Genomic DNA, 20,508 nt, shown 5'->3' with positions numbered 1-20,508 from the left:
TGTTCAATGTCTCAAGCGCCCCCGCGCGCGTCCGCCTTAGCGGGTTGCGCGGGGGCGTAAAGGCGCGGCCTTGAGACCCGCGCCTTTATGGACCCTTCGTTACTGGTGAGGGGGGGCCGCCACGCGCTGTGGCTCGACCCAGCCGATCGTGCCGTCACCGCGCTTATACACCATGTTGTGCGCGCCGGTGCCCGCATTCATGAACAGCAACGCGGCGGTGTTGCGCAGATCGAGCATCATCACCGCGTCGGACACGCTCGCCTCGGGAATATCGACCCGCGTCTCGGCGATGATCAGCGGTGCGTCCGCGACGTCGTCTTCCTCGATGCTTTCCTGGAACAGCGTGTAGCCGGCATTGTCGTAGCCGTTGCTCTCGGCGATCGCGACCGCTTCGCCAGCGTGGCGATCCTTCAGGCGGCGCATGTAGCGGCGGAGTTGCGTCTCGATCTTGGCGGCGGCGGCATCGAATGCGGCGCGCGCGTCATAGGCATCGCCATGCCCCTTGATCACGAGGCCCTTCATCACGTGCGAGACGATGTCGCATTTGAAGCCGGCGTCGTGCGGGCCCTTGCCGAACGTGACTTCGGCCGAGATGGCGCGCGAGAAATACTTGTCGGCGATACCCTGGAGTCGGTCTTCCACGTGGCTGTTGAGTGCTTCGCCAGTGTCAACCTGATGACCAGAAATCCGGATATCCATTGTCGTCTCCTTGTCGGCGTTACAGTCTTCGGGCGGTCCTATTGGCTCCACCCTGCCAGCGTCATCCGGACGCCACGGCCCCCCAGATCGGATCCTTGATCCCCTTCATAAACGCAGCATGAGCCGCAAGGTCTCCCTCGCTCACCGCGAAAACGCGCGCTGGGCGAACGACCCGAGGCGCCTGTGCGACGATCGGAGTCGCGGCGGTGCTGCCGGTATCGCCGAGCAGGCCGAGGCCGATCTGGCGACCGCCCATCAGCTCGACATAGACCTGCGCGAGCAACTGCGCGTCGAGCAGCGCGCCGTGCAGGACGCGGTGGCTGCGATCGATTCCGAAGCGCGAGCACAGCGCGTCGAGCGAATGCTTGGCGCCGGGGTGACGGCTACGCGCGATCTGCAGCGTGTCGACCATCCGCTTCATGTGGATGATCTGGCGGCCGCACTTGGTCAGCTCGCCGTTGAGGAACGAGAAGTCGAAGCCGGCATTGTGCGCGATCATCGGCGCGTCGCCGACGAATTCGAGCAGGTCCTCGACCGCGTCGGCGAACTTCGGCTTGTCGGAGAGGAATGCCTGGCTCAGCCCGTGGACGTTGAACGCCTCGACCGGCATGTCGCGTTCGGGGTGGTAATAGGCGTGGAAGGTGCGGCCGGTCTCGACCCGGTTGAGCATCTCGACGCACCCGATTTCGACCATGCGGTCGCCGCCGGAAAAACTGAGGCCGGTGGTTTCGGTATCGAAGACGATCTCACGCATCCCGATGGTATCGGCTCAGATTTCCAATGATGCAAGCACCGCCCGGACTTGCGCGCGCGTTGCGTCGAAGCTGGTGTCGGTGTTGATGACGTGATCCGCGCGGGCGCGTTTTTCGGCGTCAGGGGTCTGGCGAGCAAGGATCGCGGCGAACTTGTCCGCGGTCATGCCGGGACGGGCGAGGACGCGGGCGCGCTGGACGTCGGGGGCGGCGGAGACGACGACGATCAGGTCGACGTTGCGGTCGCCGCCGGTCTCGAACAGCAGGGGGACGTCGAAGACGACTCGCTTTCCCGTGTGCTTGGCGAGGAAGGCGGCGCGTTCTTCGCCGACGGCGGGGTGGACGATCGCTTCGAGTCGCTTGATCGCGGCGTCGTCGCCGAACACCGCTGCGCCCAGTTTCGTGCGGTCGACTGCGCCATTGGCGGTGGTGCCGGGGAAGGCAGTTTCAATTGCGGGGACCAGTCGCCCGCCGATGCCTTGCAGTCGGTGGACGGTTGCGTCGGCGTCGAACACGGGGACGGCCTCGTCGGCGAACATCGCAGCGACAGCGGATTTGCCCATGCCGATCGAGCCGGTGAGGCCGATGATCATTTGACCAGCGACGCGCGGAGGTCTTCGTCGCGATCGCGCGGTGGTTCCACGTGGAACAATATCTCGAACGCGACGGCGGCTTGGCCGATCAACATCTCCAGGCCATCGACGGTTTCGAGATCGCGCGCGCGCGCCGCTTTGAGCAGACCGGTTTCGAGCGGGGAGTAGACGATGTCGTAGACCAGCGAGTCGGGTTCGAGCGCGCCGAGATCGATGTAGAGCGGTGGTTGGCCGGCCATGCCGAGTACACTGGCGTTGACGAGCAGGCGCGATGGCGGGGCGGCGGGGCCGATCGGGAGCGCCTGACCCTTGAGGCCGAACGTTGACAGCAGCGCCGCGCCCTTCAGCGGATTGCGGTTCAGGATCGTGACGGGGCCGACGCCCATTCGCGACAGCGCGAACAGGATCGCGCGGGCGGCACCCCCGGCGCCGATTACGGTGACGGGCTGGCCGGCGATGTCGAGGTCGTCGATTGGCGCCCAGAATCCGGCGGCGTCGGTGTTGGTGCCGACGCAGTCGCCCGCCTGGTTGCGGAACACGGTGTTGATCGCGCCGATCGTCCCGCGGACGTTGCCGGGGTCGGAGACGTGGTCGAGTGCTGCGAGCTTGTGCGGCATCGTGATGTTGCACCCTCGCCATGCGGGGTCGGCTTTGCGTTCGGCGAAGTACGCGGGGAGGGCGTCCGGGGTGACGAGCTTGTGGCGGTACTCCGCGTCGATCCCGAGCGCGTCTAGCCAGAAGCCGTGGATCAGCGGCGATTTCGACTGCGCGATCGGATCGCCGATCACTTCTGCATAGGGGCGGGTCATTCGAAGCTCCGTGTTTCCCCGCGGGGGCGGGGATCCAGTCTGGGCACCCGCCTTCGCGGGTGAACGGGATTTAGTCTAGCGCGAGTGAATGCGCGAAGGTGCATTCAATCCTTCCCCGCAAGGGGGAGGTGGCGCCGAAGGTGACGGAGGGGGAGGATACGGAACAGCGGTTGTCCCTTACCTCCCCCTCCGTCTGGCAATCGCCAGCCACCTCCCCCTGGCGGGGGAGGATTGAGCGCTTCGAATTACGTCGGCAACTCGCCACGTACGCGGAGGAAATCGAGGACGTTGAGTAGCGGCATGCCGAGTACCGTGAACTGGCTTCCTTCGATCTTGGCGAAGAGTTGCGCGCCGGGGCCCTCGATTCTGTAGCACCCGACACAGCCGGCAATCGCCGGCCACTCCGCATCGAGATACGTCTCGATGAACGCCTCCGACAGCGGCCGCACGTGCATCTTCGCGCGTTCGACGTGGCGCCAGATCGCCTGGCCGTTCTCAGCGACGACCGCGGCACTCCAGAGGTCGTGTCGCTTGCCCGACATCAACCGCAGATGCGCCGCCGCATCGTCTCGGTCCACGGGCTTGTCGAGGATACTGCCGTCTTCCAGTGCGACCAGCGAGTCACTGCCGAGGACGAGATAACCGGGCATCCTTGCGGAAACCTTGAGCGCCTTCAGTTCGGCCAGCGCATCGGCGAGATCGCGCGGCGGCAGGTCGCGAAGCGCCGCCTTCGCCGCATCCTCGTCGACGCCGGCAAAGGTCGCCTCGAACGGTACGCCGGCGGCGGTCAGCATCGCGCGACGCGAGGCGCTTTGCGAGGCGAGGATCAAGCTCATAATTCGACCTTCGGAGCGGCGTCGGCGCGGCGCTGGTTGCACAAGGCGATGATCGCCGCCGCGGTTTCCTCGATCGAACGCCTGGTGACGTCGATCACCGACCAGCCATTGTCGGCGAACATCCGGCGCGCAAAGGCTAGTTCGCGCATCACCGCTTCTTCCTCGACATACGACGTGTCGGGCTGCTGGTTGAGCGACAGCAGGCGATTGCGGCGGACCTGGATCAGGCGGTCGGCGCTGGTCGTGAGGCCGACGATCAGTGGGTTCTTAAGCCCGTAGAGGATCTTCGGCGGCGGGCTTTCGACCACTATCGGGATGTTGGCGGTCTTGTAGCCGCGGTTGGCGAGATAGATCGAGGTCGGCGTCTTCGACGAGCGCGACACGCCCGCGAGGACGATATCGGCCTCCTCCCATTCCTCCCACGCGATCCCGTCGTCATGCGCGATCGTCCACTGGATCGCGTCGACGCGCGCGAAATACGCGGCATCGAGCACGTGCTGGCGTCCCGGCCGCGCCTTCGCCTGCTGCCCGAGCAACCCGGACAGCGCGTCGTTGACCGGGTCGAGCGGGGCTACCGCGGGCAGCCCCAACGCGAGGCACCGTTGCTCAAGAATCCGGCGCGTTGCGGGGTTCACCAGCGTGAAGACAACCAGCCCCGGGTTCTGCGCGATCTCCTGGAGAATGCGCTCGAGATGCGCCTCGGTCCGGACCATCGGCCAGAAATGGCGGACCGTCTCGACGTCGTCATATTGCGCCAGCGCCGCCTTCGCGATGTTCTCCAGCGTCTCGCCGGTTGAATCCGACAACAAATGAAGGTGGAGCCGCATCATCGGCGTTTTATCCCCAGCGGGCGGGCCTGTGGGCGTGAATCTGTGGATAACATGGGGAGAACGGCTAGCGTAACTCGTCCGCCTCGCCAAGCGAGGGGTGTGCCGTGGATAACACCGATTCTATCCACACCGCCACGCACAGGGGCGGATTTTATCCACAGGCTGTGGGTAACGGGGAGCCTTGAATCGAATCAGCGCGTTTGTGGCGGTGCGCGAGGGTCAAGCTGTTGGCAATTTGGGGATCACCGCATAAGTCCCGGGTTCAACCGCCCAACCACTGCAACAACCTATTTCTTGAATCTTCTTATAGTAGAAGAAGGGTGCTCCGCTGACCGATCCGATCCCCAACTCGCCTCCCATCAAGCCTCTCCTGGCGACTCTTCGCGGAGAGCGTCAGGCCGTACCGCCGCTATGGCTCATGCGGCAGGCGGGGCGGTATCTCGCCGAATACCGCGAACTGCGTGCGGAGAAGGGCGGGTTCCTCGCGCTCGCCACCGATCCTGACGCGGCGGCCGAAGTCACGCTCCAGCCCATCCGTCGGTTCGGGTTCGACGGATCCATCCTGTTCTCGGACATCCTGATGATCCCCTGGGCACTCGGGCAGGATTTGAGCTTCGGGGTCGGCGAGGGGCCACGGCTCGAGCCGGCGTTGGTTGACCATGCGCTCGATCGGTTGCAGCCGGTGATGGGGCGGCTGGAGCCGGTCTACGGCACCGTCGCGAAGGTCGCGGCTGCACTGCCTCCCGAGACGACGTTCCTGGGCTTTGCGGGGTCTCCCTGGACGGTCGCGACCTATATGGTGGCGGGGAAGGGCTCGAAGGACCAGTCCGAGACGCGGCGTTTCGCGTATCGTGACCCCGAGGCGTTCGGTGCGATCATCGATGCGATTGCGGACAATACGGTCGAGTATCTCGCGCGACAGGTCGAGGCCGGTGTCGATGTGGTGCAACTGTTCGACAGCTGGTCGGGGTCGCTATCGCCTGCGCAGTTCGAGCGCTGGGTGATCGCGCCGACCGCGTCGATCGTCGAGCGCCTCCACGCGCGGTGCCCCGGCGTGCCGATCATCGGCTTTCCGAAGGGGGCAGGGGGCAAGTTGCCGGCCTATGCGCGCGAGACGGGGGTCGATGCGATCGGGCTGGACGAGACGGTCGATCCGGTCTGGGCGCACGCGTCGTTGCCCGTGGACATGCCGGTGCAGGGCAATCTCGATCCGCTCGCGTTGATCGCGGGCGGGGCGGATCTCGATGCGGCGATCGACCGGATCCTGGCGGCGTTCGTCGAGCGTCCGCACGTCTTCAACCTAGGCCATGGCATCCTGCCCGACACGCCCATCGCGCATGTCGAGCAGCTGATCGCCCGCGTAAGGAGCACGACATGAGCGGATTTCTGGGCGCTGCGTACGACTGGGTGAAGGCGGCGCATCTGATCTTCGTGATCTTCTGGATGGCGGGGCTGTTCATGCTGCCGCGCTATCTCGTGTATCATCAGGAGGCGCTGGCGGCCGGCAACACGAGCGAGGCGGCGAACTGGATCGAGCGCGAGAGCAAGATCCGCCACATCATCCTGACACCGGCGATGATCGTCGTCTGGGTGCTGGGGATCGCGCTGGCGCTGAACCTGGGGCTGGCGGACGGCGCGCCGGGGTTGGGGTGGCTGCACCTGAAGCTGCTGATCGTATTTCTGCTGACGGGATATCACGGCTGGGCGGTCGGCTATGCGAAGAAGCTCGCCGCGGGGAAGCCGACGCTGGCGGGGAAGCAGTTGCGGATGCTGAACGAGGTGCCTGCGCTGGCGGTGACGCTGATCGTCGTGCTTGTGATCGTTAAGCCGTTCTGACTTCCTGATCCTCCCCCGCCAGGGGGAGGTGTCGCCGGAGGTGACGGAGGGGGAGGAACGCGCAACAACCGTTGTCCTTTCCTCCCCCTCCGTCTGGCAAGTGCCAGCCACCTCCCCCTGGCGGGGGAGGATTGAAGGGGCCGCTTGACTAACCCGCCCCCCAATTCTAACCCCTTCTCCCAACACGGCCTCCTGGCGTCCTGCCCGGTCGTGGGTTCCAGCAGACTCGTCTCGCCCAGTTCCGCTTCCCAAGCGCACCGCCGACCGAGCGTTCTCCCGTTGATTGCTATCCGGAAATCCCCATGCATCTCAAAGACCTGAAGAAAAAGAAACCCGCCGAGCTGGTCCAGCTGGCCGAGGAACTGGGGGTCGAGAGCGCCTCGACGCTGCGCAAGCAGGACCTGCTGTTCGCGATCCTGAAGGTTCAGGCGGACAATGGCGACCAGATCATGGGGCTCGGCACGATCGAAGTGCTGCCCGACGGCTTCGGCTTCCTGCGCTCGCCGGAATCGAACTATCTGGCGGGGCCGGACGACATCTACATCTCGCCGAACCAGGTCCGTAAGTTCGGCCTGCGCACCGGTGATACGGTCGAGGGCGAGATCCGCGGGCCGAAGGACGGCGAACGCTATTTCTCGCTGGTGAAGCTCACGGCCGTCAATTTCGATGACCCCGACGTTGTCCGCCACCGCGTCAATTTCGACAACCTCACGCCGCTCTACCCCGAGAGCAAGCTGACGCTCGATCCCGCCGATCCGACCGTCAAGGACAAGTCGGCGCGCGTGATCGACATCGTCTCGCCGCAGGGCAAGGGCCAGCGTACGCTGATCGTCGCGCCGCCGCGCGTCGGCAAGACGGTCATGTTGCAGAACATGGCCAAGGCGATCACCGACAATCACCCCGAGGTGTTCCTGATCGTCCTGCTGATCGACGAGCGGCCTGAGGAAGTCACCGACATGCAGCGCAGCGTGAAGGGCGAGGTGGTCAGCTCGACCTTCGACGAACCCGCGCAGCGCCACGTGCAAGTCGCTGAAATGGTGATCGAAAAGGCCAAGCGCCTGGTCGAGCACAAGAAGGACGTGGTGATCCTGCTCGACTCGATCACGCGTCTGGGGCGCGCCTACAACACCGTCGTGCCGTCGTCGGGCAAGGTCCTGACCGGCGGTGTCGATGCGAACGCGCTGCAGCGTCCGAAGCGCTTCTTCGGCGCCGCACGCAACATCGAGGAGGGCGGTTCGCTCTCGATCATCGCGACCGCGCTGATCGATACGGGCAGCCGCATGGACGAGGTGATCTTCGAGGAGTTCAAGGGCACCGGCAACTCGGAAATCGTGCTCGATCGCAAGGTCGCGGACAAGCGCATCTTCCCGGCGCTGGACGTCGGCAAGTCGGGTACCCGCAAGGAAGAACTGCTGGTCGACAAGGCCAAGCTCAGCAAAATGTGGGTCCTGCGTCGCATCCTGATGCAGATGGGCACGATCGACGCGATGGAATTCCTGCTCGACAAGATGAAGGATTCGAAGACCAACGAGAATTTCTTCGATTCCATGAATCAGTGATCGAACGAGTCCCGCCGCAGGCTGCAGCGGGACTCGCATCGATCCGGCCGGCGGGGCAGGGCCCCGACCGACGACATGGGCTTTGCCCATGTCCGCCAAGCAGACCAAAGCGGCACGCGAGAGCAATGGCTTTCGCGTGCCGTTTCGCTATTAAACGCCCTATAATCCGTCACCATCGCTCGCCGCTGGTGACCCACGTCACCGGGAGCTGACATCTTGAGTATCATCGCCATGCTGGCCGCCGCCGCATCGAGCACCGCGGGCCCCGGCTCGCCGCTGGAAATCTGGCAGCATATCGTCGCCGACTTCTCCAACCTCGGCGACCCGAAGGCGCTCGCCGCGTTCGGATCGGTCCTGATGATCGACCTCGTCCTGGCGGGCGACAACGCGATCGTCGTCGGCGCACTCGCCGCTGGCCTCCCCGCCGACCAGCGCAAGAAGGTCATCCTGATCGGCATCGGCGCCGCGCTGGTGCTGCGCATCTTCTTCGCGTTGATCGTGACGTGGCTGATGGGCATCGTCGGGCTGATCTTCGCGGGCGGTCTGCTGCTGCTCTGGGTAAGCTGGAAGTTCTGGCGCGAAATCCGCGAGGGCGCGGAGAACGCAGGCTCCGAGGAGATCCAGGGCGACGAGCGTTCGGGTATCCGCTCGTCCAAGGGTTTCGCGAGCGCGGCCTGGGCCGTCGCGGTCGCCGACGTCTCGATGAGCCTCGACAACGTCCTGGCGGTCGCCGGCGCGGCGCGCGAGCATCCCGGCATCCTCGTCATCGGCCTGCTGCTGTCGGTCGCGATGATGGGCTTGGCGGCGAACTATATCGCGCGCGTCATCAACAAGTATCGCTGGATCGCATATATCGGCCTCGCGGTGATCCTCGTGGTCGCGCTGAAGATGATCTACGAGGGCTGGGTCGGCACCGGCGAGACGCTCGGGATCATCTCGCTGCTGCGCTGATCGCGGTGCGAGTGGGATAAGGAAAAGGCCTCGCCGGGATCGTCCGGCGAGGCCTTTTTCATGTCTCCGTCCATACCCCCGTCATGCCGGGCTGGTTCCGGCATCCACCGTTCCGCACGCTCGATAGTCGTGAGTACGCGGAACCGTGGACCCCGGAACTAGTCCGGGGTGACGGAGGGGTTTTAGGCGAGATTCTCTGCGAAGAACTTGGCCGTCCGCTCGTCCGCCAGCTTGGCCGACGCATCCGAGCGACGCTCGCCGAACTCGGTCGCGAAGCCGTGATCCTCGCCCGCGTAATCGTAGATCGTCACCTTCGGATGATCGTCGAGTCCTGCGTGCATCGCTGCCTGCGCGTCCTTGTCGACGAAGTGATCCTCCTCCGGCACGTGCAGCAGCACCGGGTGTGCGATCGCATGCTTTTCGCCCAGCAGACCGTCGATCCCGACGCCGTAATAGCCGACGCTCGCATCGACGTCGGTACGTGCCGCGGTCATGAACGCCAGGCGCCCGCCGAGGCAGTAGCCGACCACGCCGACCTTTGTGTCGTCACCGAGTTCCGACCGGACCGCGCGGATGCTCGCCTCGATATCGGCGATACCCTTGTCCTGGTCGAACTGGCCCATCAGTTCGAGCGCACGGTCGAACTCGGGCTTGATGTCAGGATCGAGCTCAATGCCGGGCTCCAGCCGCCAGAACAGGTCGGGCGCGATTGCGAGATAGCCGGCCTCGGCGAGCGTATCGCACTTGCGGCGGATCCCTGCGTTCACGCCGAAAATCTCCTGGATCACGACGATCGCCGCCTTTGGCGTGCCTGCCGGAGTCGCGCGATACGCGATGAATTCGCCATCGCCCGCGAGCGTGGCGATCTTGGTAGTGTTCGTCATAGCAGTCCTCCTGGCGGCCGCTCATGGTCGAGCAGCCGGGATTTGGTGATCGGGCCTTCCCCCGCGGAGTACGCACCAAGCGCTCCGCCGGCTCCAAGGATTCGGTGGCAGGGGACGATGATCGGAAAGGGATTGCGTGCGCACGCCTGGCCGATCGCGCGCGGGCTGGAGCTGATCGCCTTGGCGAGTTCGCCGTAACTGGCCGTCGTGCCGTAGGCGATGTCGACGATTGCCTGGCGGAGGTCGGCACCGCGCGGGGTAGGCGAGGGCGCTAGTGGCAGATCGAACTCGGTCAGCCGTCCGGCGAAATATGCGTCGATCTGGCGGAGTGCTTCCACGATCGCGGGGGCATCGCTGGTCGAACCATTATCCACGCCGATATCGATCGCGTCGATCCGGTCCCCGGTGCCGGTCACGCGGACCAGACCGATAGGCGTTGCGATCGAGGCGGCATCGCGCGCATACATTCCCCCGCTATGCAGCGCCGCGATGGACCGCTCAAGCGTCATCGAGGGTGCGTCACATGAAGATGAATATCGAGATCGAATGCACCCCCGAAGAAGCGCGCCGCGCGGTCGGGCTGCCCGACCTGACGCCGATCCACGACCGCTATATCGCAATGATGATGGAGGCGATCCCGGACGGCCAGATGAAGCCCGAGATGCTCGAATCGATGATGCGCGGCTGGCAGCCGATGGGCGAGGCGGGGATGGCGATGTGGAAACGCCTGTTCGACAGCGCGACGAAAAGCGGCTGAGTTTCCCGTGAAGACGATTTTCGCGGTATCGAGCGGACGGCCGCCAGCGGCGATCGCTGTCGTTCGGGTGAGTGGGCCCCAGGCATTTGCTGCGGCCGAGGCGCTGGCGCGACCTTTGCCGGCACCGCGCCATGCCAGCCTCCGGGGACTGCGGGACACCGATGGGGCGCTTCTCGATCGCGCGTTGGTCATCGTGTTTCCCGGACCCGCGACGGCTACCGGCGAAGATCTTGTCGAGTTTCACTGCCACGGTGGTCGGGCAGTGATTGCGGCGGTGGAGCGTGCGTTGTCGGGGATGCCCGGCCTTCGTCATGCCGAGCCGGGCGAGTTCACGCGTCGCGCGCTGACCAATGGCCGCATCGACCTGACCGAAGCCGAAGGGCTTGCCGATCTTCTCGAAGCCGAGACCGAGAGCCAGCGGGTAGCGGCGATGACTGCGGCGGAGGGGCGGGTGAGCCAGGCGGTTCGTGGCTGGATGGACTCGGTCGCGATGCTGTCCGCGCGGATCGAGGCGATGCTCGACTTCGCCGACGAGGATGACGTCGCGAGCGATACCGCGGCGTTCGATGCGATCGTCTCGGAGATCGCTGCGCTCGCGGCGCAGATCGAGGCAGTGGTCGACGCCCCGCCGGTCGAGCGGCTGAAGGATGGGCTGCGGGTCGTCATTGGCGGCCCACCCAACAGCGGCAAGTCGACGTTGCTCAACCTGCTCGGCGAGCGCGATGCGGCGATCGTTTCGCCGATCTCGGGAACGACGCGCGACCGGATCGACGTTCCGGTGACGCGGAACGGTGTCGCCTATGTGCTGACCGATACCGCGGGTCTGATCGATACGCTCGACCCGATCGAGGCGATCGGTGTCACGCGGGCGGAAGGTGCGCTCGCCGCAGCGGACATCGTGATGTGGCTGGCCGATACCGCGCCGTCCCGCGCCGATGCGATCTGGATTCATGCGCGCGCGGATCTGCCGGGGCGGCGAGAGTTGCCGTCTGGTCGGACATTGGCGGTCTCGCAGAACGACCGGGAATCGCTCGATTTCCTGTGGGGTGAACTGCATCAGCGGGCGATTGCGATGCTGCCGCGTGGCGATGAGATCGCATTGAAACAACACCAGCGTCGGCAGTGCGCTTCGGCGGTAGAGGCGCTTCGGTATCGAAGCTCGGACGCGCTTATCGTCGCGGAACACCTCCGACAGGCTCGCGCGATTCTTGCTGGCGTGCTGGGGCTCGACGCGACCGGGGAAATGCTCGACGCGCTGTTCGGACGTTTCTGCATCGGGAAATGATGTTCCACGTGGAACATCTTTGACGCGTCGGTCGCGGCGTTCTACGGCCGTGACATGTTCGATGTAGTGGTGGTTGGCGGTGGCCATGCCGGAACCGAAGCCGCAGCCGCGGCGGCGCGGAGGGGCGCGCGTACTGCGATCGTGTCGTTCGACGCGCGGCATATTGGCGCGATGTCGTGCAATCCGGCGATAGGCGGCCTGGGCAAAGGGCACATGGTTCGCGAAGTCGACGCATTCGACGGGCTGATCGGACGCGCCGCCGATGCGGCTGCAATCCACTATCGCATGCTCAATCGCAGCAAGGGTTCGGCGGTGCAGGGGCCTCGGATCCAAGCCGATCGCCGTCTCTATTCCGGTGCGATCCAGGCGATGCTTGCGGCCACGGAAGGGCTGTCGATCGTCGAGGGCGAGGCGACGGCGTTGCATTTCGACGGCGATCGCGTGGCGGGTGTCGTGCTGGCGGATGGCGCGATCGTGGCGGCCCGAGCGGTCGTGCTAGCGACCGGCACGTTCCTCGGCGGACGGATTTTCCGGGGGGATGACCGCGAGGAAGGGGGCCGGATTGGCGAGCGTGCGGCCAAGCCACTCGCCGACCAGTTGCGCGTGCGGGACCTGCCGATGGCGCGGCTCAAGACGGGGACGCCACCGCGGCTCGATGGTCGGACGATTGACTGGGGTGCGCTTGCGGAACAGCCGTCGGACCTCGATCCCTGGACGATGTCGCCGATGACTCGCGCGCGCCCGCTTCCGCAGATCGCGTGCGCCATCACCCGCACGACCGACCGGACGCATGTGATCATCCGCGAGGCATTCCATCGGTCGCCCCTGTTCACCGGTGCGATCGAGGCGGCGGGGCCGCGTTACTGTCCGTCGATCGAGGACAAGGTTCATCGGTTCGGTGACCGCGACGGGCACCAGGTTTTCCTCGAACCCGAGGGCCTCGACGATGCGACAGTTTATCCAAATGGGCTGTCGACGTCGCTGCCGGTCGAGGCTCAGGCGGCGATGCTGGCTAGCATTCCGGGGCTCGAGCGCGTGACGATGACCATGCCCGGCTATGCGGTGGAGTATGATTATATCGACCCGCGGGCGCTCGATACGCGGCTTGCGCTGGGTGCGATCGAGGGCGTGTTTTGCGCGGGGCAGATCAACGGTACGACCGGGTATGAGGAAGCGGCGGGGCAGGGGTTGGTCGCTGGGCTCAACGCGGCGGCACATGCGTGCGATCTGGCGCCGGTGATCCTCGATCGCGCGTCGAGTTATCTTGGGGTGATGATCGACGACCTCACGCTGCAAGGGGTGACCGAGCCGTATCGGATGCTGACCGCACGCGCCGAGTTTCGGCTGTCGTTGCGTGCGGACAATGCCGAGACGCGGCTGGGTGGAATTGCGGAGGCGGCGGGGTGTCTTGGACCCGAACGGTTGGCACATCAGCATGCACTGGCCGAAGACCGTGCCCGCTTCCGGTCGGCGCTCGATTGTGAGCGGACCGCTACCGAGGTTGCCGATCAGGGCGTTGCGATCGGTCGAGATGGTGCGTGGCGGACGGCGTTCGACTGGCTCCGGTTTGAGGGGGTCAAGCTCGCGCACGTCGCGCCGGACGCGGCGGAAGGCATCCCGGCGGCAGTCGTTGACGAAGTGTTAGAGGACGCGCGCTACGCACCGTATATCGAACGGCAGGCGCAGGAGGTCGCGCGGTTGCGGGCCGACGAGGCGATCCGTTTGCCCGAGGACCTTGCCTATGACCGCGTGCCGGGTCTGTCGAACGAGATGATCGACCGCCTGAGCGCGGCGCGGCCGACGTCGCTGGCGGCAGCGGCGCGGGTGCGTGGGATCACACCGGCGGCGTTGTCCGCGGTATTATTGCATACGAAACGAGTGCCAGCATGACCGAAGACGACGCACAGAGCTGGACCACCGAACGGTTCGGGGCGGAGGCTACCGAGCGGTTGACCGCATTCGTGGCGATGGTCGTCGAGGAAGCGCCGCACCAGAATCTGATCGCACCGTCGACGATCCCGACGATCTGGGATCGGCATGTGGTCGATTCGCTTCAGCTTGTCGCTCTCGCAGGGGCGGATACCTCGTCGAAGCGCTGGCTCGATATCGGCACTGGCGGGGGGTTTCCCGGCATGGTCGTCGCGCTGGTTCGCGAGGGGCCGGTCGATCTGGTCGAGCCTCGGCGTCGTCGTGCGGACTTCCTCCAATTGTGTGTCGCTCGACTTGGGCTCGGCGAACAGGTCCGCGTTCACGCCTCGAAGGTGGAGAATGCCACGGCCGACGCATCGATCATTTCCGCCCGCGCGGTCGCGTCATTGCAAAACCTTTTGCGTGGTGCGGCGCACTGCGCCACAACGGAGACGCGGTGGTTGCTTCCTCGGGGGCGTTTTGACGAGGAGGAGCTGGCCGCGCTCAAGCAGCATTGGCGGTTTATGTTCCACGTGGAACAAAGCGTCACGAACCCGGAGTCGTCGATCGTGGTTCTGGATCGGGTAAGCGCGCGATGATCACCATCGCGGTCGCCAATCAAAAGGGTGGGGTGGGCAAGACCACCAGCGCCATCAACCTCGCGACCGCGCTCGCGGCAACGGGCATGCGCGTGCTGCTGGTCGATCTCGATCCACAGGGCAATGCGTCGACCGGACTCGGCATCGGCCATTCACAGCGCGAGCGGTCGAGCTACGACGTGCTGGTCGGCGAGACGTCGATCGAGGAAGCGGTGGTGCATACGCGCGTGCCGCGGCTCGATATCGTGCCGGCTACGGTCGACCTGTCGGGCGCGGAGATCGAGCTGGTCGATTTCGATGCGCGCACGCACCGGCTCGATCGCGCCGTGAAGGCGGCGCAGGGGCCGTGGGATATCGCGCTGATCGATTGCCCGCCATCGCTCGGGCTGCTGACGATCAACGCGATGGTCGCGGCGGACTCGCTGCTGGTGCCGCTGCAATGCGAATTTTTCGCGCTCGAGGGGTTGTCGCAGTTGTTGAGTACGGTCGAGCGCATCCGCCAGCGGTTCAATCCTGGGTTGTCGATCCTCGGTGTCGCGCTGACGATGTTCGATCGGCGAAATCGGCTGACCGACCAGGTTTCGGCGGATGTCCGCGCGGTGCTCGGCAAGGTCGTGTTCGAGACGGTGATCCCGCGCAACGTGCGGCTGTCGGAGGCGCCAAGCCACGGGTTGCCCGCGCTGATCTACGATCACCGGTGTTCGGGGTCGCAGGCGTATATCGCACTCGCGCGTGAGTTGATCGGCCGGCTCCCCGCTACCGCGCAGGCTGCGGCATGAGCGAGAACAAGCGCGGCCGGCCGGGGCTGGGCAGGGGCCTCAACGCGCTGCTCGGCGAGATGGCGCGCGAGACGCCGGTGTCCGCCGATGGCGCGTCGGCCCCGCAGTCGTCGGGTGTGAGGATGCTGCCGGTCAGTTCGCTGTCGCCGCATCCCGATCAGCCGAGGCGGCATTTCGACGAGGCGATGCTCGACGAGCTGGCCGCGTCGATCGCATCGCGCGGGTTGATCCAGCCGATCGTCGTCCGGCCGCATGGGCATGACTTCCAGATCGTCGCGGGTGAGCGGCGCTGGCGGGCGGCGCAGCGTGCGCGGCTGCACGAGGTGCCGGTCGTCGTCCGCGACTTCGACGATGCCGAGACGCTCGAGATTGCGCTGATCGAGAATATCCAACGCGAGGATCTCAACGCGATCGAAGAGGCTCAGGCGTATCAGCGGCTGGCGGGCGAGTATGGGCATACGCAGGAGGTGCTCGCCAAGATCGTCCACAAGTCGCGCAGTCATGTCGCGAACCTGCTGCGGCTGCTGGAGCTGCCGGCGCAGGTGCAGTCGCAGGTGGTCGATGGATCGCTGTCGATGGGGCATGCTCGGGCTTTGCTCGGGTCACCCGACGTGGAATCGCTGGCGGACCAGGTCGTGGCGCGGGGGCTGTCGGTGCGCGAGACCGAGAAGCTGGCGCGCGATGCGAAGCCTGGGCGGAGCCGTGGCGGCGGTGGGGCGTCCGAGCCTCGGGTGCCGGATGCGGATATTGCGGCGTTGGAGCGGCAGTTGGCGGACTTGTTGGGGTTGCAGGTGAAGGTGGCGCATTCCGAGACTGGGGGAACGCTGACGTTGAATTACTCGACGTTGGACCAGCTCGATATGGTTTGTCAGCGGTTGACGGGTGGGGCGATCTAGGGCGCAGGCTCACGCTGAGCCAATCGCACCCCGCCCGTTCGTGCTGAGCGAAGTCGAAGCACCTGCCTCCCGGACCATCCTTCGACTTCGCTCAGGACGAACGGGGGATAGGAGGGCGTGAAGGGTGGAGGATGGACCACAATCTCCGTCATCCCGGCGGAAGCCGGGACCCACGGTTGCGGTGCGCTTCATGAGCCAATGTCCCGCGTCCATGGGTCCCGGCGTGCGCCGGGATGACGGAAGGTGGGAGGTCGGGAAGAGGGAAGCGGATGCAGACGCAGACGCAGACGCGGGTGCGCGTTAGTTCCGCCGGGCGATCGCTTGGGATAGCGCCACCACTGCTGCCTCCGCCACCACACCGCCAGCATTCCCCGACGCCATGATCGCCCGCTCGGCGGTTCGGACGCGCTGGATCGCGGTGGCGAGCATTACCGGCGACCAGCGGCGTAACGACCTAGCCGTGCTGGCCTCTTCCTTGAAGAACACGCGATGGCGTTTCATCACAGCGTCGACCGCTTCGCCGCGGTCGATTTCGCCGCGCATGTCGGCGAGCGCGATCAGGCGGCGGACGAGTTGGCGGAGCCACGGGATCGGCGACGTGCCGGCTTCTTCGAGCACGGCGAGTTCGGCGCCGAGATCGTCGACCCGGCCTTCGATGACGGCATCGATCGCACGGCTCATCTCCGCATCGCCGAGGTCTGCACCGACTGCATCGAGCGCGTGATGATCAAGGTCCGCCGGCCGATCGGGCGCGGCGTCGAGGTATAGCGCGAGCTTCTCTATCTCGCGAGAGATGACGGCGCGATCGCCTCCGGTCGTATCGACCAGGCGGCGGGCGACGCCGGGGGCGGGTCGAAGGCCGTTCTCGTTGGCGATCGTCGTGGCGAGGCGTTCGGCGTCCTGCGCGGTCGGGGCGTAGCAGGCGAACGCCATCGCGCGCGGGGAGTCGATCGCGAGCTTGACGATCTTGGCGGTCGATTTGACGGTCGGGGCGATCGCGACGACCGGGTTGCCGACGCGTTCAGCCGCGAGCAGGTTGGTGAACGCTTCGAGGCTTTCCTCGCCGGCCGACGCGACGCGGACGAACCGGGCCCCGGCGAACAAGGATAGCGACGCGGCTTCGTCGGTCAGCCGGCCGGGGTCGCTCTTGAGCGTCGACCCGTCGAGATCGACGCGTTCGGCATCCGCGCCCATCGCCTTGGCCAGTACGCGGGCAAGGTCGCTTGCGCCGGCCTCGTCGGGGCCGTGGAGCAGGTACAGGCGGATGTCGCCGCCCGGCTTGGCCAGCGCACCGCGGATCTGGCCGGCGCTGGCCTTCACTTGGCGGGCGAAGTGGCCTGCGCCGCGGCGACCGTAGGCGTGTTGCGTGCATACAGCGCAACGCGCGCGACGATCTGGTCGGCGACGATCTGCGACAGGCGTTCGAGCGCGGTGTTCTCCGCCGCGATCGTCGCATATTCGGAGCGGACGACGTCGATGCCGGCGTCGGAGCCGGCGGTCGCGTCGAGCAGCACCGAATTGTCGCCGATCCGCACGAGTTGATAACGCGCGCGCAACGTGCGGCGTTCGCGCGAGACGCTGTCGTCGGTGCGGACGCCGAGGCCGCTGATCGTGTCGTCGAGACGGATGTCGATCCGGTAGAGCGCCGGTGCGCCGTTCGAGGGCAGGCGATCGCGCAGCGCGGTGGCCATCAGCCAGCCGTTCTTCCCCGCGATCGGTGCGATCTCGACCTGACCGAGCGCACCCGCGACCGGACCGCTGCTGCCGCCTGCATAGAGCGGATGCAGGCCGCAGCCGGATAGTGCGGGGGCCAGCGCGAGCGCGCCGAGGATCGCTAGGCGCTTCATACGACGATGTTCACGAGACGGTCGGGCACGACGATCACTTTCCGGGGCAGCTTGCCCTCGAGCAGGCGGACGATCTTTTCGGAGGCGAGCGCGGCGGCTTCGACCTCGTCCTTCGGTGCGCCCTTCGGGAAGACGAGCGTGTCGCGCAGCTTGCCGTTGACCTGCACCGCGATCGTGACCTCGTCGTCGACCAGCATCGCCGGGTCGACGATCGGCCACGCGGCGTCGGCGATCAGGCCGTCATTGCCAGCGGTCGCCCATGCTTCCTCGGCGACGTGCGGGACCATCGGGCTGACGAGCAGCAGCAACGTGTGGATCGCCTGTTCGCGGTCTGCGGAGGGCGCTGCCTTCTCGATCGCGCTGCACAGCGAGTAGAGGCGTGCAACGGCCTTGTTGAACTGCAAGGCGTTGATATCGCTCTCGATACCTACCGTCGTGCGGTGGCAGAGTTTGCGTAAGGCGATGTCGTCGCCCTCGGCCTTGGCGGCGTCGTCGGACTCGATCAGGCGCCAGAGACGCTGGACGAACCGCCACGCGCCTTCGATGCCGGACTCGCTCCAGGGGAGATCGCGCTCGGGGGGCGAGTCGGAGAGCACGAACCAGCGCACCGCGTCTGCGCCGTACTGATCGACGATCGGCTCGGGATCGACGGTGTTCTTCTTCGACTTCGACATCTTCGTGACGCGACCGACCGTCACGGGGCCGCCGGTCGCGATCTCGATATACCCTGCATCGGTCTTGCGGACCTCGTCGGGAGACAGCCACTTCGTCTTCACCGGCGCGTCGCTCGAATCGTCGTCGTCGGTGTCGGCCTCCGGCTGCGCGTCGCCGGCGTCGCCTCGGCTATACGTCTCGTGCGTGACCATCCCTTGCGTGAACAGCCCGGCGAATGGCTCGGCGATGTCGAGCATGCCGATATGCTTCAGCGCGCGCGTCCAGAAGCGGGCATAAAGCAGGTGCAGGATCGCATGCTCTACGCCGCCGATATACTGATTGACCGGCAGCCACTTCTCCGCGCCCGACCGGTCGAACGGTTTAGCGTCCGGCTGGCTGGCGAAGCGGATGAAATACCACGACGAATCGACGAACGTGTCGAGCGTATCGGTCTCGCGGCGGGCAGGGCCTGCGCAAGACGGGCAGGGGACGTGCTTCCAGGTCGGATGACGATCGAGCGGGTTGCCTGGGACGTCAAAGCTAACGTCCTCAGGCAGGACGATCGGCAACTGGTCCTTGGGCACCGGCACCGCGCCGCACGCGTCGCAGTGGATGATCGGGATCGGCGTGCCCCAGTAACGCTGGCGGCTGACGCCCCAGTCGCGCAGGCGGAACACGGTCGTGCCCTTGCCCCAGCCTTCGCCCTCGGCGCGCTCGATCACGACGCGCTTGGCGTCCTCGATGTCCATGCCATTGAGGAAGTGCGAGTTCACGATGGTGCCCGCGCCGGTCCAGGCGGTGTCGCCGGCGAACACGGGGGCTTCGTCATCGCCTTCGCTGACGACGCGCTTGACGGGCAGATCGTATTTGCGCGCGAAATCGAGATCGCGCTGGTCGTGCGCGGGCACGCCGAACACAGCGCCGGTGCCGTATTCCATCAGCACGAAGTTCGCGATGTAGACGGGGAGGTGCCATTTCTTGTCGAGCGGATGCACCGCGCGGAGGCCGGTGTCGAAGCCGAGCTTTTCCTGCGTATCGAGCTCGGCCGCAGTGGTGCCGCCACGCTTGCACAGTTCGATGAAGGCCGCGGCGTAGGGGTTCGTATTGGCGATCGCGCGCGCGATCGGGTGATCGGCGGCGACGGCGACGAAGCTGGAGCCGAACATCGTGTCGGGGCGGGTGGTAAAGACCTCGACGCTATCTATTCCCCTTCCGCTTGCGGGAGGGGTTAGGGGAGGGGAGGCATCCTCGGACGCTGCCGCCGCGTTCGTGTCAGGCCCTCCCCCGACCCCTCCCGCGAGCGGGAGGGGAGCAGTGAGGTCGAACTTGAACTGCAGGCCCTGGCTGCGGCCGATCCAGTTCTCCTGCATCAGCTTGACCTTGTCGGGCCAATGCTCGAGCGCGCCCAACCCGTCGACCAGCTCGTCGGCGAAGTCGGTGATCTTCAGGAACCACTGCGACAGTTTCCGGCGCTCGACCAGCGCGCCGGAGCGCCAACCGCGACCGTCGATCACCTGCTCGTTGGCGAGCACGGTCATGTCGACCGGATCCCAGTTCACCGCCGATTCCTTGCGGTACACAAGGCCCGCCGCGAACAGGTCGAGGAACAGCGCCTGCTCGTGGCCGTAATATTCAGGCTCGCACGTCGCCAGTTCGCGCGTCCAGTCGAGCGCGAAGCCGAGGCGCTTCAGCTGCGCCTTCATCGTCGCGATATTGGCGCGCGTCCAGGTACCCGGATGCACGCCCTTTTCCATCGCCGCGTTCTCCGCGGGCATGCCGAACGCATCCCAGCCCATCGGATGGAGCACTTCCATGCCCTTCATCCGACGGAACCGCGCGAGCACGTCGCCCATCGTGTAGTTCCGGACATGCCCCATGTGGATGCGCCCCGACGGATAGGGGAACATCTCGAGCACGTACGAACGCGGCTTGGTCGACAGATCGTCGGCGGCGAACGTCTTGCGCTCGTCCCAGACCTTCTGCCACGCCGCGTCCGCCTTCAACGCATTGAAACGCGACGCCATTATATCAGTC

Annotated in this window: 21 protein-coding genes; 10 read left to right on the top strand and 11 right to left on the bottom strand. The window is 66.0% G+C overall.

What is annotated here, in order from left to right:
- Positions 1–99 precede the first annotated feature (99 nt).
- The 6 genes from hpf to C8J45_RS17030 all read right to left on the bottom strand — a co-directional run bounded on the left by hpf (position 100) and on the right by C8J45_RS17030 (position 4,519).
- Positions 100–699, bottom strand: coding sequence for a ribosome hibernation-promoting factor, HPF/YfiA family (gene hpf / locus C8J45_RS17055; RefSeq protein WP_107964310.1), 600 nt, complete (start codon positions 697–699; stop codon positions 100–102).
- A 61-nt stretch (positions 700–760) separates the two neighbouring features.
- Complete coding sequence (gene dnaQ, locus C8J45_RS17050) at positions 761–1,453, bottom strand: DNA polymerase III subunit epsilon (protein WP_107964309.1); 693 nt, start codon at positions 1,451–1,453, stop codon at positions 761–763.
- Positions 1,454–1,468: 15 nt separating this feature from the next.
- Positions 1,469–2,044 (bottom strand): dephospho-CoA kinase, encoded by a 576-nt coding sequence (coaE, locus tag C8J45_RS17045; protein ID WP_107964308.1) that lies wholly within the window; start codon positions 2,042–2,044, stop codon positions 1,469–1,471.
- Positions 2,041–2,853, bottom strand: coding sequence for a shikimate dehydrogenase (locus tag C8J45_RS17040; RefSeq protein WP_107964307.1), 813 nt, complete (start codon positions 2,851–2,853; stop codon positions 2,041–2,043). The genes coaE and C8J45_RS17040 overlap by 4 nt, the downstream gene beginning before the upstream one ends.
- Positions 2,854–3,098: 245 nt before the next feature.
- On the bottom strand, positions 3,099–3,689 hold the full coding sequence (locus C8J45_RS17035) for a nucleoside triphosphate pyrophosphatase (RefSeq protein ID WP_107964306.1): 591 nt from the start codon (positions 3,687–3,689) through the stop codon (positions 3,099–3,101).
- A complete protein-coding gene (locus C8J45_RS17030) occupies positions 3,686–4,519 on the bottom strand; it encodes a pyruvate, water dikinase regulatory protein (protein ID WP_107964305.1) in 834 nt (277 codons plus the stop codon). Before C8J45_RS17030 ends, C8J45_RS17035 begins: the two co-directional genes overlap by 4 nt.
- Before the next feature lie 340 nt (positions 4,520–4,859).
- Between C8J45_RS17030 and hemE the strand changes: the two genes are divergently transcribed.
- The 4 genes from hemE to C8J45_RS17010 all read left to right on the top strand — a co-directional run bounded on the left by hemE (position 4,860) and on the right by C8J45_RS17010 (position 8,865).
- On the top strand, positions 4,860–5,897 hold the full coding sequence (hemE, locus tag C8J45_RS17025; RefSeq protein ID WP_107964304.1) for a uroporphyrinogen decarboxylase: 1,038 nt from the start codon (positions 4,860–4,862) through the stop codon (positions 5,895–5,897).
- Complete coding sequence (locus C8J45_RS17020) at positions 5,894–6,355, top strand: CopD family protein (RefSeq protein ID WP_107964303.1); 462 nt, start codon at positions 5,894–5,896, stop codon at positions 6,353–6,355. The genes hemE and C8J45_RS17020 overlap by 4 nt, the downstream gene beginning before the upstream one ends.
- A 302-nt stretch (positions 6,356–6,657) precedes the next feature.
- Positions 6,658–7,914 carry a transcription termination factor Rho gene (gene rho / locus C8J45_RS17015; RefSeq protein WP_031395107.1) on the top strand — a complete coding sequence of 419 codons (1,257 nt, stop codon included), beginning with the start codon at positions 6,658–6,660 and terminating at the stop codon, positions 7,912–7,914.
- 231 nt (positions 7,915–8,145) lie between these two features.
- The gene (locus C8J45_RS17010) at positions 8,146–8,865 is read left to right on the top strand and encodes a TerC family protein (RefSeq protein WP_181321263.1); all 720 of its coding nucleotides are present in this window, start codon (positions 8,146–8,148) and stop codon (positions 8,863–8,865) included.
- Positions 8,866–9,047: 182 nt separating this feature from the next.
- Here the strand turns inward: C8J45_RS17010 and C8J45_RS17005 are convergent, their stop codons facing one another.
- Together C8J45_RS17005 and C8J45_RS17000 are read right to left on the bottom strand one after the other, a co-directional pair.
- Positions 9,048–9,749, bottom strand: a complete 702-nt coding sequence (locus C8J45_RS17005) for a dienelactone hydrolase family protein (protein ID WP_107964302.1) — start codon at positions 9,747–9,749, stop codon at positions 9,048–9,050.
- Positions 9,746–10,216 (bottom strand): methylated-DNA--[protein]-cysteine S-methyltransferase, encoded by a 471-nt coding sequence (locus C8J45_RS17000; RefSeq protein ID WP_107964301.1) that lies wholly within the window; start codon positions 10,214–10,216, stop codon positions 9,746–9,748. The genes C8J45_RS17005 and C8J45_RS17000 overlap by 4 nt, the downstream gene beginning before the upstream one ends.
- A 56-nt stretch (positions 10,217–10,272) precedes the next feature.
- Between C8J45_RS17000 and C8J45_RS16995 the strand changes: the two genes are divergently transcribed.
- The 6 genes from C8J45_RS16995 to C8J45_RS16970 are packed head-to-tail and all read left to right on the top strand — an operon-like array spanning position 10,273 to position 15,973.
- Positions 10,273–10,506 (top strand): DUF6489 family protein, encoded by a 234-nt coding sequence (locus tag C8J45_RS16995; protein WP_056053820.1) that lies wholly within the window; start codon positions 10,273–10,275, stop codon positions 10,504–10,506.
- Positions 10,507–10,513: 7 nt separating this feature from the next.
- Positions 10,514–11,791, top strand: a complete 1,278-nt coding sequence (mnmE, locus tag C8J45_RS16990) for a tRNA uridine-5-carboxymethylaminomethyl(34) synthesis GTPase MnmE (RefSeq protein ID WP_107964300.1) — start codon at positions 10,514–10,516, stop codon at positions 11,789–11,791.
- A gap of 54 nt (positions 11,792–11,845) precedes the next feature.
- Entirely contained in the window at positions 11,846–13,681 is a 1,836-nt protein-coding gene (gene mnmG, locus C8J45_RS16985) for a tRNA uridine-5-carboxymethylaminomethyl(34) synthesis enzyme MnmG (protein ID WP_107964299.1), read from the top strand.
- The gene (rsmG, locus tag C8J45_RS16980) at positions 13,678–14,298 is read left to right on the top strand and encodes a 16S rRNA (guanine(527)-N(7))-methyltransferase RsmG (protein WP_107964298.1); all 621 of its coding nucleotides are present in this window, start codon (positions 13,678–13,680) and stop codon (positions 14,296–14,298) included. The genes mnmG and rsmG overlap by 4 nt, the downstream gene beginning before the upstream one ends.
- Positions 14,295–15,077 (top strand): ParA family protein, encoded by a 783-nt coding sequence (locus C8J45_RS16975; RefSeq protein ID WP_055874932.1) that lies wholly within the window; start codon positions 14,295–14,297, stop codon positions 15,075–15,077. Before rsmG ends, C8J45_RS16975 begins: the two co-directional genes overlap by 4 nt.
- A complete protein-coding gene (locus tag C8J45_RS16970; protein ID WP_107964297.1) occupies positions 15,074–15,973 on the top strand; it encodes a ParB/RepB/Spo0J family partition protein in 900 nt (299 codons plus the stop codon). Before C8J45_RS16975 ends, C8J45_RS16970 begins: the two co-directional genes overlap by 4 nt.
- Positions 15,974–16,273: 300 nt before the next feature.
- Here C8J45_RS16970 and holA read toward each other — a convergent pair whose 3' ends face one another.
- The 3 genes from holA to leuS are packed head-to-tail and all read right to left on the bottom strand — an operon-like array spanning position 16,274 to position 20,498.
- Positions 16,274–17,293, bottom strand: coding sequence for a DNA polymerase III subunit delta (gene holA / locus C8J45_RS16965; RefSeq protein ID WP_056053835.1), 1,020 nt, complete (start codon positions 17,291–17,293; stop codon positions 16,274–16,276).
- Positions 17,290–17,820 carry an LPS assembly lipoprotein LptE gene (lptE, locus tag C8J45_RS16960; protein WP_107964296.1) on the bottom strand — a complete coding sequence of 177 codons (531 nt, stop codon included), beginning with the start codon at positions 17,818–17,820 and terminating at the stop codon, positions 17,290–17,292. The genes holA and lptE overlap by 4 nt, the downstream gene beginning before the upstream one ends.
- Positions 17,817–20,498, bottom strand: a complete 2,682-nt coding sequence (leuS, locus tag C8J45_RS16955; protein ID WP_107964295.1) for a leucine--tRNA ligase — start codon at positions 20,496–20,498, stop codon at positions 17,817–17,819. Before leuS ends, lptE begins: the two co-directional genes overlap by 4 nt.
- Between the last annotated feature and the right edge of the window lie 10 nt (positions 20,499–20,508).

Source organism: Sphingomonas sp. PP-CE-3G-477 (assembly GCF_003050745.1).
GTDB lineage: Bacteria > Pseudomonadota > Alphaproteobacteria > Sphingomonadales > Sphingomonadaceae > Sphingomonas.
The sequence above is the reverse complement of the archived record's forward strand: the minus strand, read 5'-3'. Positions and strand labels throughout refer to the sequence as shown.